Origin of the sequence: Clostridium cibarium, from assembly GCF_014836335.1 — a bacterium.
Taxonomy (GTDB): domain Bacteria; phylum Bacillota; class Clostridia; order Clostridiales; family Clostridiaceae; genus Clostridium; species Clostridium cibarium.
This window is the reverse complement of record NZ_JACSRA010000003.1, coordinates 18,183-34,417: the sequence shown is the minus strand read 5'-3', so window position 1 is coordinate 34,417 and position 16,235 is coordinate 18,183. Positions and strand designations below refer to the sequence as shown.

Genomic DNA, 16,235 nt, shown 5'->3' with positions numbered 1-16,235 from the left:
TCTCCTCTTCCTAATAAGCATTAGTATTAATAAACCCTTTAAAAACAGTCAAAAATACAATCTTAATATCCAAAGTTAAACTCCAATTTTCTATATAATAAATATCACATTCAATTCTCTTTTCAATGGAGGTATCACCTCTCCACCCATTAACCTGCGCCCATCCAGTTATTCCAGGTCTAACCTGATGCTTTACCATGTACTTTGGTATCTCATCTTTAAACTTTTCAACATAAAATGGTCTTTCAGGCCTTGGTCCTATTAAACTCATGTCGCCTTTAAGAACATTAAAAAATTGTGGCAATTCATCTATACTCGTCTTTCTTATAAATGTGCCTATCTTAGTCTTTCTAGGATCATTTTTAACAGTCCAATCCTGCTTCTCTTCTTCTGGATCTTGTTCTCTCATGCTTCTAAACTTATACATTACAAAAGGTTTCCTATTAAGTCCAACTCTCTCTTGCTTAAAAACAAGTGGTCCTTTCGATGTAGTTTTTACAAGTATAGCAACAATCAACATGATTGGTGAGAAAATAATAAGTGCAATTGATGACCCAATTATATCTATAGCCCTTTTAATAGCTTTATTTAATATGTTATCTAAAGGTATATATCTCATATTAATTAGTGGAACTCCACCTATTTCTTCTACATAAGGTTTTGCAGGCAAATACTTATAATAACTTGGAATAATTTGAGCTCTAACTCCAAGCTTTTCACAAGTAGCTATTATCTTCTTCAACTTATCGTAATCTTTCATCTCTAATGTGATGATTATTTCATCAACATCTCTATTTTCACTTAAGTAATTATCTAGTTCAGATAATTCACCTAAATATTCAACATCTTTATAATCCACTTCAAAATCTTCAAAAATACCTAAAACATTATATCCCCAGTGTTTATTATCTCTTATAAGTTTATTAAACTTTTTAGTTCCATCACTAAATCCAACAAACACTGTATATTTAGTATTGTAACCACTTTTTCTTATCCGTCTCATAAGTACTCTTATAAAAACTCTTTCTAAGGTTGTAAAAATTGTACACACTACTAAAAATATAATAAGAACAGATCTTGAATAATCAATTTGTTTTGTAAAGAAAAATAATCCTGTAAATACCAATATGCCCAAAATGTTAGAAATAATGATATTTACTATTTCTTTGCTTAAAAAAACTACTCTTTCTGTATTATAAAGCCTTCTAGCATTATATATTATCAAATATATTGGAATCATTATAAGAACTGGAATTAAGTAGTCTTTAAATGGACGCACTCCACCTTCTACCTCTAAAATTCCACTATGAATTCTTATATACCAAGTAAATAAAAATGAAATAATTATAACTAATGCGTCAATAAGTACCATTGCATTATTTACTAGCTTTTGATTTTGTTTAATCATATTTTACCCTCTCTTTAAAAGGTTTATTGTATTTTTAAATAACATCTTTTGTATTTGTCTATAATTATATAGGTTATTTTTCATACTTAACCTATGAATTTTCGATTTTGTTTTCAACCCTTCTAAAACTCCACTTATATAATCCCTGCCTAACCCCTTCATTATAAAATAAATCCATTTTATAACTACTCCAGCAAATATAAATATAAAATTCAAAACTATTTGTGAGTTTGGCATATTCTTATAAATAAGATATATATTATTTCTCGCTGAAAGTTTCACTTTAAAAGAATTATGTTTACTTCCACTAGTAGCACTTCCTATATGATAAATTTTAGCTTTTGCTGAAAAATAATTCTTATATCCATAAACCCTTGCTCTATAGGATATATCCATATCCTCTAAATAGGCAAAAAAATTTTCATCAAAAAGGCCTATTTCTTCTAAAATACTACTTCTATAGATTGCTGCTCCTGCACATGATGAAAAAACTTCTCTTGATTCTTCATAATCACTACTTAGTTTTCCATCGCCAATTTTAGATCCCCATCCAAATAAAGTATATTCATCACCAGCATCATCAATTATTTCTCTGTTGTCAAATCTAAGCATTTTACTACAACAGGAAAAAATTTGCTCATCACTTTTCATACAATTATATAGCTCTTTTAACCAATCCTTATGTAACTGAGTGTCATTATTTAATAGAGCTACAAATTCACTTTCACTTTTCTTTATACCTTCATTAACAGCTTTACTAAAGCCGTAATTATCTTCTAAACATATTAAAGTCACTTTATCATTAAAGTTATTTTTAATATATTCAATACTACCATCCTTAGAATTGTTATCAACAATTATTATTTCTTCAGGTTTCAAAGTCTGTTCCATCAAGCTTTCTAAACAAGCTTTTAAGTACTTTTCTCCATTATAATTTGGAATTACTACTGAAACACCCATGCATTAACTTCTCCTATATCTTTATAAAATGTTATGGCTGTGTTGCATTAATCTACCCCACAGTCATAACATTTTAAAATTACTTAATATTATTTATACATTTTAGAATAATACTTTTGATAATCTCCTGATGTTACATTGTTCATCCATTCTTTATTATCTAAGTACCATTTTATAGTCTTTTCTATTCCAACTTCAAATGTAGTTTCAGGATACCATCCTAAGTCTGCTTTTATCTTATCTGGTGCTATACCGTATCTTCTGTCATGTCCTTTTCTATCTTCAACAAACTTCATTAAGTTTTCTGTTACTTCTTTATCTACATTTTCACCAATATATGAAATAACTTTCTTAACTATTTGTAAATTAGTTCTTTCGTTATGTCCACCTACATTGTAAACTTCACCTAGAACTCCTTGTCTTACAACCATGTCTATAGCTTTACAGTGATCTTCAACATATAACCAGTCTCTTACGTTTAATCCATCACCGTATATAGGTAAATCTTTATGTTGTAAGCAGTTGTTAATTAATAATGGTATTAACTTTTCTGGGAATTGATAAGGTCCATAGTTATTTGAACATCTTGTTATGTTTATTGGCATTTTGAAAGTATCTCCATAAGCCTTAACCATAAAGTCTGCTCCAGCCTTACTAGCTGAATATGGACTATGTGGATCTAATGGAGTAGTTTCCATAAAGTACCCAGTATCTCCAAGAGAACCATAAACTTCATCAGTTGATACTTGAAGATATTTAACTCCGTCTAACCATCCATTTTCTTCAGTATACCAAGCATTCTTAGCACAGTTTAATAAATTTACAGTTCCCATTACATTTGTCTTTGCAAACACTTCTGGTTCTCTTATACTTCTATCAACATGTGATTCAGCAGCAAAGTTTACTACATAGTCAAATTTGTAATCATCAAATAATTTAGTTACTAATTCTTGATCACAAATATCTCCTTGTACAAATACATGATTAGGATTGTTTTCAACTTCTTTAAGATTTTCTAAATTTCCTGCATAAGTTAATGCATCTAAGTTTACTATCTTAACATCATTATATTTGTTTAACATGTATAATACAAAGTTTGAGCCTATGAAGCCAGCTCCGCCTGTCACTAAATAAGTTTTCATAAAAATTACTCTCCTTTATATTCAAATGGAACATCTAATTCCTTAAATTTCTTTTGTACTTTATCTTTCTCAGATAACAATATATTTTCTATACCTTCTAATGGCCACTCTACTCCTATATCAGGGTCATTCCATAAAACCCCTCCATCATATTCTGGAGCATAGAAATCTGTACATTTATAATTAAAAATAGCTTCATCAGATAAAACTAAAAATCCATGTGCAAATCCTTCTGGCACATAGAATTGCTTCTTGTTTTCATCTGTTAAAACAACGCCTTCCCACTGTCCATAAGTTGGAGAACCCTTTCTTAAATCTACTGCAACATCAAACACACTTCCCTTAGTAACCCTTACAAGTTTTCCTTGTGTATGTTGTGTTTGAAAGTGAAGTCCTCTTAAAACTCCCTTACTTGACTTTGATTCATTATCTTGTACGAAAGTCATTGTTAAACCAGCTTCATCAAAGTGTTCTTTATTATAGGTTTCCATAAAGTATCCTCTATTATCACCAAATACTTTAGGTTCTATAATGTATAAATCTTTAATCTTTGTCTTAATGAAATTAAAGTTTCCCATTTCTCGATCTCCTAACTTTTTTAACTATTTCATTGTATATGCCTTTTTTACATACATACAATTATACCAATTTATCATTCTATTTAATACTATTATTAATCTTTTATATTGTCAATTATATTAATACAAATGTAATTATTATCTTTTAGCTCTTTTTCTTCCTCTTATAAAACTTTTTTGGCTTCTTAGAATAATATCCTATGTAAAATAAAGTCATACCTATCACTCCACCAAAAAAATCTATACATACATCTCTAACATTTGAATTTCTTCCTTTTACATATAGCTGATGGTATTCATCTGTAACAGCATAAAAAAGAACAATAAATAAAATATAAATAATAGCCTTCTTTCCTTTTATATTATACGCAAAAAAAGCATTAGCTAATAAGATGGCTAGTACAAAAAATTCAAATGCATGTGCTACCTTTCTAATTTCAAGATTTAATGATACCCTTTCATTATTAGCAGCATTTGATACATTCCCACCTGCAAAAACTAAGTGATTACCACTATACTCTTTTGCCTTTTCATGTATAGTTATAATTCTATCAATAATCTTATAACTTAGCCCATTAGACTGAGTTCCATCTTGACTAGAATTGTAAAATATAAATCCCATCCATAGTATACATAAAATCAAACTAATTTTTTTATACATCTCTCTCTCCTTACTCAATTTAAACTTACATTCTACTAATTATACCAATATCCATAGCTTTTTTCATTTTTATTACCACAAATTCATACATTCATAATGTTTTTGTAATATTTACTTATATATTTCTTAGTGATAAAATCATTACTGTGTTCTTAATTTTAGAATTGTTGATGAAATTCTTACAGAATTTCTGGAAATATATTTTTTAATACAAACAATACTATATATCTAAACTACGGAGGAAAATTTAATGAAATATAAACTTATATGCATTGATATGGATGGAACTCTTCTTGATAACAATCATATCCTTAGCAATGAAAATAAATCTGCCATAATAGAAGCCCACAATAAAGGTATTACAATAGCAGTTACTACAGGCAGGCTATTTGCATCTGCAAAATGTTACTATGACCTTCTTGGAATCGATGGTCCAATCATAGCATCAAATGGAACTTATATTAGAGAAAAAGCAAAAAAAGACTTCATATATAAATGTACTTTTTCCTTAGATGAAGTTAAGCATATATATGAAGTAATTAAAAAGAATAGCTTATCCTGCATTTTTTATACAGCTGATACAGCCATATCTTCTTCTGAAATTAACAAAGATCATCCATATATTCAAAATAATAAAACCCTTGCTAAAGAGGATAAAATAAAATTTGTAGTAAAAGAAGATCTTTTACCTGTACTTGAAGAATTTGATGGTGAAATATTAAAAGGCATCGCCGTAGAAAACGATGAAAGAAAAAAAGAAAACTTATTTAAAGTTAAAGAAGAGCTTAAATCCCTTGGTAAATTTGAGGTAGTTAGCTCTGGCAGTAATAACTTTGAAATTATGAAAAAAGGATCTTCTAAAGGAGATGCTGTTAAGAGACTAAGTGAAATATTAGGTATAAAAAGAGAGGAAATCATATGTGTAGGTGATAATGAAAATGATCTATCTATGATAAGATATGCAGGTCTTGGTGTTGCCATGGGAAATGCAGCCGATATACTTAAAGCTGAAGCTGATTATATAACTGACACTAACTTAAATTCTGGTGTTGGAAAAATGATAAAAAAATTTGCATTAGAAGAATTTTAAAAATTGTTATATGAGAATCAGAAAATTTTCCTTTTCTGATCCTCATATAACAAATCATTAATTATAAGCTATTTAATTATGCAGCTCTTAAAGTTTTTAATACTCCACTACATTCTCGAACCATAGATTTATATGTTTTTACTCTAGGATCATTATCATCCATTCTAAAGTCCAATGGACCACCTACAAGATATTGCTTTCCATTTATGTTCTTTTTCTTTTCTCCGCCTATACTATCAAGATCCATTCCATTATTATAATCATGAATATCGCTAGTTATTGTAAATAAATAACCAGACCCTATATCATTCTGTTCATGCTTCATATAGACTCTTATCTCTTTACCATTATCCTTTATAACATAATTATTCTCCCAACTCCTTGGCATATCAAAAGCTATATGAAGTCCTGTACTCTTATATGTTATTGGGCCTCGAGGTTTTGGAGCTTCCTTTGGTTTATTACTAGAATTCAAATCTTTTTTATTGTTATTATCACTAGCAACCTGCTTTTTGCTATCTCCAGCGACTTCTGTCTTAGGCATTTCTTCTTTTATCTCTTGTTTAGCTGGTTCTTCTTGTTTAGAAGGTTCCTCTGCCTTACTTGTATCTGCTACTTCTTCATCTTGAATTTGTTCACTCTTAGGCTCTTCCCTCGCTTTAGATGCATTAATAGCATACGCTGTAAACCCGCCTCCTATAATAATTATTCCCATAACGCTTCCTAAAATAATTCTACCTTTTGTTGTATTTATATGTTTTATAATATTCAAAACTTTTCTTTTCATTGTTTTCTCCTTATTATCTCAATTTTGTCTATCCTTTCTATTAGTGTAATCATATTCTTACCTATATTCAATAATATTCCGTAAAATATAATAAACTTTTTATTTTCTTAGTTTAAAATGTAACTAAAAAAACAGCAATTATTTTATAAATAACTACTGTTTTTTTAATTTAACTATCTATTTTATTTTTAACTTTAATCTTCTTCTAAATAATACAGTTCCAACACCAGCAACTGCTGCTACTGAACCTCCTACTAATGGATATAATATTAATTTATTTGTATATATAGATGTAATAATTGTTTTATCTGCTACCTTGAAGTTAATCTTTTCTTCTGTCTTATTTCCTGCTTCATCTGTTGCATTTAATACAACCTTATAATCTTTTATATCATTAAAATCTAGTTTATATACATCTTGTCCATATTCATCTGTATCATGATTTTCAATTAATTGTCCATTAACAGTTACACTATTTATTTTGTCTTGTGGATTATCAAGTTTAACTGAAGCTGAAGTTGCTTCATAATATGTTTTACCATCTTCAATACCGTCTACTATAAACTTTGGTGGTGTTTTATCAAGTATGAATTCAACACTTACGCTTTCAGTATTTCCTGCCTTATCTTGCACTTCTATAAATAAAACGTGCTTTCCTTCTGTAGTAATAAGGTCACCCTTTTCATAATCCTCACCATCTAAAGTCATAGATATAATAGTATAGTCAGTTAAATCATCAATAATAAAATTAGGAACAAAATCTTCTGTAAAGTATTTACCTGACATAGGAGTTTCAAATCTTATTACTGGTTTATCCTTATCAATAGTAAAGCTTATTGTGTTATTGTTTTCGTTATTAGCTAAATCAATTGCTGATAACTTAAAGTTATAGTTTTCTTGATCTTCTAATTGAGTACCTGATGTAAATGGATTTCCATTTAATAATGCTGAAGTTCTAGAAGCATCTAAATTTGTATCAGTTATCTCATATTCAGGTGTTAGGTTTTTATTAAAGAAACCACTCATTATTCCTGAAACTTTTATCTCTGGTCTAGTTGTATCTACTGTGAATCCTACATTTAATGTAGTCTCATTGCTTGCCTTATCTCTTGCAACAACTTTGTACTCATACTTAGTTTCATCTGAAGCCATAGGAATATCTCCAGCCAAATTTCCTCCGCCATTTAATGTAACTGATTCTATTGTATCTTCTTGATTGTCTAACTTAAATACTGGAGTAAATGCCTTATTTATATATGCTCCATCATGAATTTCAGTACCATCAACACTCTCCATAGGAGTTATCTTAGGTGCAGTCTTATCTATTGTAAACTTAGTTGATGCACTACTTGGATTTCCAGCTTTATCTGTAGCTGTATAGTTTATTTCGTAAGTTCCTTCTTCTGAGAATGTATAGCTTAACTCTGCATCTCTTCCTGAAAGTCCAAAACCGCCTATATTATAACCTTGTCCATTTTTAGTTACTGCAACAACATTGTCACGCTCATTAACATCTGTACTCTTTAGAGTTACTGTTTTATCTATATTATAATATTGATCAAAATCTACCCCTGTTATAGAAACAGATGGATTAGTTTTATCTGTAGTAAACACTACTGCCCTACTTGCTGTATTACCTGCTTTATCTGTAGCTGATATTGTCATTGTATATTGAGCATCATCATTAAATTCTGAATAAGTTTGTGTTGTAACTTCACCTACTCCATTAGCTCCAAATCCAGGATTTACAGTTACATTATTTCCATCAGGTGTTAACTTTTCATAACTTACTGTAACATTATCAGTATCATAATACCTTTCTGTTACGCTAACAGTTACGTCTCTACCTCTATTATTAAATGAATTATTTAAACTATCATAATCATTTATGTTTATTGCTGGGGCTGTTCTATCTATAACAAATGTAATATCATATGTTCCATCACCATTATTTTCAGCTATATTACCAGCTTTATCTGAAGATTTCACTTTTAATACATATGTTCCTTCTTCTGTAAAGTCATAAGATTTAGTTGCTTCTTTTTCTTTACAATCAAGATCATCCTTTTTATACTCTTCTCCATCTTTAAGTACAGTTACCGTATTGTTACCCAAGTCTGTATTTAGATTTTGATCTTTAACATCAATATTAACTGTCTTTGTTGAATCATTGTAGTGTGTTCCATCAGTTATTCCTTGAAAGCTCACTTGTGGAGCACTTTTATCTACTGTAAATTCTATTGTTTCTGGTTCCTTTTGAATATTTCCAGCTAAATCTGTAGAAGTAACTGTTAAAATATACTCTCCTTCTTCACCGAAATTATAAGTATTAGATGCATATTTTTTATGATTCTCATCTTCCTTTATAGTGCTATCATCTATTATAAAATCATAAGATGGATTATTTTCCCCGTCAGGAGTTTTTTTAGTACAACTTATTGATACTTTCGCTGTATCTATATAATCATCTGCTACATCAATTGTTACTGATTTGTCTGAATTAGTAAATTTATCAGCAGAACTACTTATTTTTGTTACTGGAGATGTTTTATCCACTACAAATGTAATATTTTTAGATTGATCATTACCAGCTTTATCAACAGAATTTACTGTTATTTCATATGTTCCTTCTTCTGTAAAGTTGTAAGATGTACTTGCTTTGTCACCCTCAACCTTAAACTCATTTACTTTAAACTTTTCTCCATTTTTTGTTGCTTCTATTGTATTTGTTCCTTGATTATCATCAGTAGTTATAATATTAACAGTTTTATCTGTATTATAATGGCTATCAGCATCTACCCCTGCAATCTCTATTTCTGGAGCTGTTTTATCTATAGTAAATGTAGCTTTTTGTTCTTCTGCCTTACGACCTGCTAAATCTGTCATATTAAGTTTTATTTCATATGTTGCATCTTCATCAAATTTATCATTATCTATCTTAAATGTATCTATACCATCTTTAGTTTCTTCTTTACTAAAATCTAATGGTATATTAGAAATAACAGTATCTTTTGAACCTTCATGATGAATAATTTTTGTACATTCAGCTGAAATTCCTTCTTGTTCATAATTAGCTTCTTTTACCGTAAACTTAATATCTGATTTAACCTTGGAATATTTTGATGTTTCTTCAAACTTTATTTCTGGATCTATATTATCTATTACAAACTTAACAGTTTTAGTACTTGAGTTTCCTGCGGTATCCTTTGATGTTACTGTCAATTCATACTTTCCATCTTCATCAAATTTATAAGATGTTTTTGCTTCTTTATCCACACTGTTAAAAGCAGGTACTTTGTTAAATGGTTTTCCATCCTTAGTTACACTTACTTTACTTCCATTTGAATCTAAATTATCATCACTAGTAACAATATTAATATTTTGAGCTTCTTTATAATATGTTTCTTCACTTTCAGGTATATCAGAATCGCCACTCTTTATATCTATACTTGGATCAGTTTTATCTATAGTAAATTGAACTTCTTTATCTTGATTTCCCTTAGTTGTATCAAATTCATTTCCTGCTTTATCTTTTGTATATATATCTATAGTATATTTTCCATCTTGCTTTATTCCACTAAAGCTAAACTTATTGTCCTTCTCATCTTTTTCTACAGATATATCTTCTTTTTCAACCTTATTGAAATTTCCAAGTTCATCGATAGTTGCCGATGCTACTTCTTCATTATTTCTCTTTATTTTCACTATACTTGCTCCATAGTTATCATCAGAAATATCTACAACTGGTTCTGGATAGCCTTCTCCTTCAGGTGTATTACTATAAACTGGTTTTATATCGCTAACTTTAACTTTTGGAGTTTGAGTATCTTTAACGAATTTAATATCTTTATTTATGTTATTTCCAGCTTTATCTGTAGCTACTACATTTATAGAATAATTTCCATCGCTGTTTACCTGTAAAGCAAAACTTGATGATTTGTCATCCTCATTGTTTAATTTTATACTTGCATCAGCTTCTGAATCATTTTCTATATCTTTACTATTATTTCTATGAGTTGTAGATATTTTATTATTATCTTTATAAAGTGTTAATGTATAACTTTCTAAGGTTTCATCACTTATATTTATTGTTGAATCAAGTTTTTCGGCGTTAATATACGTTACCCCATCAATAGTGTTTCCACCTAATCCTGTTACTGTAGCTTCAGGATTTTGGGTATCTACAAATAACTTATAGGTATTATTAAGTTCATTCTTCTTATTATCCTTCAAATGTACATTTAAATTCTGTATAGTCCCTGTAGGTTCAATTGTTATTTCTTTTGTAAACTCTTTTGCGATATATCTTTCCTGGAAATTCATTTGAGCACATAAATCAATAACACTTTTTCCATCTATATCATATGAATATTCTTGAAACGGCAAACCAACTTTTGAATACAAATCAAGAGTTTTTGTATTAACATACTCTATTTTATCAGTTCCTATAGGTTCTTTAGAAATATTATCCCCAATCTTTTTATATAGATTAGTAATAGGCTTAATTTTATTATCAATATAAAAAGTAATAGAATTACTTGGATTTAAATTAACATCATCGTAAGAAACATTTCCTGCTTTATCTTTAACCTTCATAATTATTGTATATTTACCCGGAGTGATATTCTTGTAATGATACTTACCATCGTTAAAACTTATATCACTAACAATCCCTGGAAGATTATTCTCAGATATTATCATTTTAGCCTCTTTAATTCTATCTTTATCCGCCTCATTTATTATAATATCTGCATCTATAGAAGATTCCTCAGACTTTATATTACTAAAATCAAATTCTGGAGCTACATTATCTATAGTTACATTAAATGTCTTAGTAGCTTTTGGTATATTCCATTCACCGTTAAACTTAATATCAAACTTAATGTTATTATCATTATCCCCCAAGTTTTTTCCATTTATCTTATCTGGAAGTGTTATGGTGAAAATACCTTTATCATCACTTTTTATATTTTCCTCTGTTAATTCTAATGTATCATTATTATTAAGTGTAGCCGTAATGACAAATGGTATTTTCTTTAGATCTGTATTCTTCTCATTAAAATAATTTGATAAATCTACAGTAAAAAATCTATCTATAGCTGCATTTACAAACCATGTATCAGTAAGAGTCTCTGTGTTTTTATCATCACCAGGATTAGTAAAATTCGGTGACCATTTATTATCCCCTAAACTAATTTCAATTTTTTCACTACTACTTGAGTAAACAATAGTCGATATTCCTCCAACAAACACTGCCATAAAAAGCACTAGACACCATATTAAATTATTTCTTCTCTTTACACTCACTTTTATTCCCCCTATGCTTTCCACTTAAATAACCATATCTGTATGTATTACGGTTATATCTATTTCCTTAGTAAACATTCTTGCAAATCCATCTTCATACTCTTCTAATAGAGAAGTTTCTCCTTCATCAAGAAGTCCTGTTTCTTCTTCAAGGAGGCTTGTTTCATCATCAACTTCCTCTAATAAACTAGTTTCATCATCTAATAAACTAGTTTCATTATTATTAACTATAGGACCTGTTTTGCCTTCTTCAAGTAATTGAGTTCCTTCATTATCCTCTAATGAACTTTCAATTACATACTCCTTAGTAACTTGCTTTTCTACAAAATCAGTTTTAGTTTGAATCTTTGCTTCATCGACTTTTTTAACTTGTACCCTTGCTGCAAATTCCTTGTCTTTTTTTGTTGTATTAGATTTTTTACCCTTCTTAATTCCTAATAAATCATAAATTATTTCAACTACATTGCACTTAAAGAAAGCTACTATAGTTATAATTAATAATATTATTGTTAAAGCCATACCTACATAAAACATAACTTCATAATTCATAACTCTCCTCCAGTACTAAATAATCTCCAAATTTATCATTCTTCTTTTTAGCTTTTTAAACTCTTCACTATCATTAGTTCCATTAAGTTTTGAAGCTTTAGCATAATAGTCTTTAACCACAGCGTAATTTCTTGCTCCACTCTCTTTCTTTTGCTCTACATCTAATAAAACACTGATAAGCTTGCTATAAGCTTTTATACTTTGAGGATATTTATCTACAACCTTAGTAAAATGTTCAATAGCTGCTGAATACTCCTCAGTTTGTGTGTAAATATCTCCAATCTTTATTAACACCTCTTCTTGATTATTAACTTCTAAATCTAAAAGATCATTATAAAGATTAAGTGCATTATCAAAATAGGACTTAGCTGTTTCTTTATCTACGGATTTACTTCCTTTACTTTGATAAGCCTCAGCCATTTTTTGTGTATAATCAACTTCATATCTAAGAGTTAGCTGCTTATTATCTATATTTTCAAGGGTTGTATTTGCCTTTTCTACTATTTCAATAATCTTATCATTAGCATCTTCAATTTGGCCCTTATAAGAACTATATATACTAGATAAAGCTTTATAGTTTGCTAATTTCTTATCATCATTTGCTAGTGAATCTACATAACTCTCAAATTCATCTAGCTCATGTTGAAATTCATTATAGTCGATATTCATTGTGCTCATACTATTTGCTATAGTCACATAATATTTAGCATCAGGTATCTTCTTTTCATTAACCTGTTTAAAATACTTAAGGGCTATAGGATAATTCTTATTGTTTAAATAAGTCATGGCTACTTTGAATAATACCGTACTATCTTTATTTATATTTTCATATTTCTCATTAATATAACTTTCAACCTTTGAAAGTCCAGTAGCAGCATCTCCCATATCTATGTAAACATCTAATAAATTGACATAAGCTTCAGGCATACTTCCATCTACATCTGTAATAGCCTTATCTAAAAGTTCTACACTCTTTGAATAATCTTTATCTAAGTAACTTACACTTGCTTCATTTATAAGATTTTTGTAATCATTAAACGTATTATTTTTTAATCCCTTACATCCAACTATTGTCATAGTTGATGACGCTATAAGTAGTACAAAGCTCACTAAGAATAATGCCATTTTCTTTATCTGTTTAGTTTTATAAGCCTTTGAAAGTTTATCTATATTTTCTAAGTCATATAAAAGCTCTTCTGCCTTCTGATATCTATCTTCTGGATTTTCTTTAATACACTTATTTATTATGTAATCTAGTCCTTCTGGATAAGTTGGATCAATTTCTCTTATTGGCTTTAAATTCAGGTTGGTCTTAAAGTTTAACCCTGTTACAAGCTGGTATAAAGTAACTCCTAAACTATAGATATCCGTTCTACCATCAGTTCTTTTTCCTGCTAACTGCTCTGGTGCGGCATAGGTACTTGTCCCAAAGTTGGGTTTTCCATCTTGATCGTCCTTAGTGATTGAAATACCAAAATCAATAAGCTTTATTTTACCTTCTGGCGTTAACATTATATTGTGAGGCTTCATATCTCTATAAATAATAGGTACAGGTTTTCTAGTATGTAAATAATCTAAAACTTCACTTAACTGTTTTCCCCATTCTACAACATCACTTGGAGAACATATTCTTTCTCTATCAAATTTCTTTTTCAGAGATTCTCCTTCTATATAATCCATAACAACATATATGTGATTATCTCCCTCTATAATGTCATAAATCTTAGGCAGGTTTGGATGATCTAATGAAGTTAACAGATCCGCTTCTGCCTTTAAACAATCTAGTAAAATATTATTATTAATCTTTTTACTTTTTCTAATATCCTTAAGAACTACCGATTTATTTAATCTATTATCTGCTGCTAGATATACTATACTCATTCCACCTCTATCGATTTCCTTAAGTATTTCATATCTATAATCTATAACAGTACCAATATTGATCAAACTATATCACCTCCTCTATCTTAAGAAACCTTAATGATTACACCTGTTATATTATCTCGTTCTTCTCTGCTTTTTACCAAGTCTATAAACTTCCTTACCTTCCCTTTTATCTGCTCAGAATTATTTAAATTATTCCATCTTAGTTCATTTAAAATTTCATTATTAGAAAGCTTTCTATAAAATCCATCTGAGCATATTAAAAAGACTTCATTACCTGTTAATTTTCCTGTTACCATAACAGGTTCTACCTCTTTTCGGGCGCCAACACATTGTAGTAACACATTTTTTCTTGGATGATTTTCTGCTTCTTCTATAGTAATATTTCCTCTGTCAACTTCCCTTTGAACAAAAGTTTGATCCTTTGTCAACTGCTCCACGGTATTCGCTATCTTATAAACTCTACTATCACCAACTTGAAGAATATAATATTTATCATTAACAAAAAGACACAATGTAAGAGTTGTCCCTAGTTTTTCGTCTTTCCTAGTACCATATTCAAAAATCTTGTTATTCAGATCCATTATTTGCTCACAAGTAAACTTATAAAGATCACTTTCATCCACAGTATTAAAATCAATATGTGATATAATTTCATCAAACCATCTACTCATTTCATTGATAACAGTAGCACTTGCAAGTTCACCTGAAGAAAGACCACCCATTCCGTCACAAACAATAAAAAGCCCTAATCTTCCATATGGACTTTTTGCTGTCTTTATAAGTAGTGCATCTTGATTTATTTTTTTTCTAAGACCTGCATCTGTATCATATCCTACAGTAAAATTCATTTATTTAATCTCCTTTATTAATAAAGCTTAAAAATAAGAGTTTCATTTGATAATCTAATTTCATCACCATTTTTTATCATATATTCTCTCATGCTATTTAGCCTCTTATCATTTAAATAAGTTCCATTTCTTGATGAGTTATCTAAAAGATAGTATTGTTCATTTCTCTTAGTAATCACTGCATGTAGTCTTCCTACAGACTTGTTATCCACAAAAAAATCACAGGTATTTCTATCTCTACCTATTTTAAATTCAGTCTTATATATCTCCACAGCCTCTCCAGAAACTACTCTCTCAATGGTCGCCATTTTCCCATAGTCTTCCTCTAGTCCAAGAATAGTAGTACCTTCCTCTTCAAAATCCAATTCATCTTCTTGAATTTCTTCTATTTTTTCAGCTTCTCTCTCTTCTATAGATTCTAAAGGCTCATTATCAATAAGCTTATATAACCCTTCCAAGGTGAAGCCTTCATTATTTAAGTAATTATGTAATTGTACGAAAAAATATAAATCTTCATTCAAATCATATTTAATGGTACTAATTATGTCTTTAATAAATGTTATAACGGAAGTTTCTTCTTTAGCATCCTTTAAAGGTATATATATTAAATAAATTTCCTTATTGCTTTTATCTATAAATACATAATCTTTATCTAAAAGATAGTTTTTTATATTTATATTCTTTTCCTCTGCAGATAAAAAGACATCTATAAGTACTTTTAAAATATACTTTAGCTCACTTTTTCCTATAGTATCTTTTAATATTTCACTTAATGCACTTTCATCTGTAACATGATACCTAATCTTTATCTTATCTTCCTCAACTGTCAAGAAAGCAGGTAAAGTCCCTGGAATAACATCTTTATCTATTATTCCCTTATTAAACTCTCCATCAATGTTTTCCTTATTTTCATTGGAGTAAATCAAATATTTAATTTTTCCTAAGTCTACTTTTTCTAAAACTATACTCATGCTTTTACTCCTTTTTTTCCATTACCTGTAGCAATTTTACATCACCT

General features: G+C 29.1%; 12 protein-coding genes. 1 reads left to right on the top strand and 11 read right to left on the bottom strand.

Going from position 1 to position 16,235, the window contains the following annotated elements; genetic code table 11:
• Positions 1–10 precede the first annotated feature (10 nt).
• The 5 genes from H9661_RS02470 to H9661_RS02450 form a co-directional block, all read right to left on the bottom strand.
• A complete protein-coding gene (locus H9661_RS02470) occupies positions 11–1,408 on the bottom strand; it encodes an undecaprenyl-phosphate glucose phosphotransferase (RefSeq protein WP_191767632.1) in 1,398 nt (465 codons plus the stop codon).
• Positions 1,409–1,411: 3 nt separating this feature from the next.
• On the bottom strand, positions 1,412–2,368 hold the full coding sequence (locus H9661_RS02465) for a glycosyltransferase family 2 protein (RefSeq protein ID WP_191767631.1): 957 nt from the start codon (positions 2,366–2,368) through the stop codon (positions 1,412–1,414).
• Between the two features lie 89 nt (positions 2,369–2,457).
• On the bottom strand, positions 2,458–3,510 hold the full coding sequence (rfbB, locus tag H9661_RS02460) for a dTDP-glucose 4,6-dehydratase (protein ID WP_191767630.1): 1,053 nt from the start codon (positions 3,508–3,510) through the stop codon (positions 2,458–2,460).
• A gap of 5 nt (positions 3,511–3,515) precedes the next feature.
• Entirely contained in the window at positions 3,516–4,088 is a 573-nt protein-coding gene (rfbC, locus tag H9661_RS02455; protein WP_143316579.1) for a dTDP-4-dehydrorhamnose 3,5-epimerase, read from the bottom strand.
• Between the two features lie 145 nt (positions 4,089–4,233).
• Positions 4,234–4,749 carry a VanZ family protein gene (locus H9661_RS02450; protein ID WP_191767629.1) on the bottom strand — a complete coding sequence of 172 codons (516 nt, stop codon included), beginning with the start codon at positions 4,747–4,749 and terminating at the stop codon, positions 4,234–4,236.
• Positions 4,750–4,999: 250 nt separating this feature from the next.
• On the opposite strand from H9661_RS02450, the gene H9661_RS02445 reads away from it, so the two are divergent.
• The gene (locus H9661_RS02445) at positions 5,000–5,839 is read left to right on the top strand and encodes a Cof-type HAD-IIB family hydrolase (protein ID WP_191767628.1); all 840 of its coding nucleotides are present in this window, start codon (positions 5,000–5,002) and stop codon (positions 5,837–5,839) included.
• Positions 5,840–5,915: 76 nt separating this feature from the next.
• Here the strand turns inward: H9661_RS02445 and H9661_RS02440 are convergent, their stop codons facing one another.
• The 6 genes from H9661_RS02440 to H9661_RS02415 form a co-directional block, all read right to left on the bottom strand.
• Positions 5,916–6,626, bottom strand: a complete 711-nt coding sequence (locus H9661_RS02440; protein WP_191767627.1) for a hypothetical protein — start codon at positions 6,624–6,626, stop codon at positions 5,916–5,918.
• 177 nt (positions 6,627–6,803) lie between these two features.
• The gene (locus H9661_RS02435; protein ID WP_191767626.1) at positions 6,804–11,933 is read right to left on the bottom strand and encodes an Ig-like domain-containing protein; all 5,130 of its coding nucleotides are present in this window, start codon (positions 11,931–11,933) and stop codon (positions 6,804–6,806) included.
• A 24-nt stretch (positions 11,934–11,957) separates the two neighbouring features.
• A complete protein-coding gene (locus H9661_RS02430) occupies positions 11,958–12,482 on the bottom strand; it encodes a hypothetical protein (protein WP_191767625.1) in 525 nt (174 codons plus the stop codon).
• A 15-nt stretch (positions 12,483–12,497) separates the two neighbouring features.
• The gene (locus H9661_RS02425; protein ID WP_191767624.1) at positions 12,498–14,429 is read right to left on the bottom strand and encodes a serine/threonine-protein kinase; all 1,932 of its coding nucleotides are present in this window, start codon (positions 14,427–14,429) and stop codon (positions 12,498–12,500) included.
• 20 nt (positions 14,430–14,449) lie between these two features.
• On the bottom strand, positions 14,450–15,217 hold the full coding sequence (locus tag H9661_RS02420; protein WP_191767623.1) for a PP2C family protein-serine/threonine phosphatase: 768 nt from the start codon (positions 15,215–15,217) through the stop codon (positions 14,450–14,452).
• A 17-nt stretch (positions 15,218–15,234) separates the two neighbouring features.
• On the bottom strand, positions 15,235–16,188 hold the full coding sequence (locus H9661_RS02415) for an FHA domain-containing protein (RefSeq protein ID WP_191767622.1): 954 nt from the start codon (positions 16,186–16,188) through the stop codon (positions 15,235–15,237).
• Between the last annotated feature and the right edge of the window lie 47 nt (positions 16,189–16,235).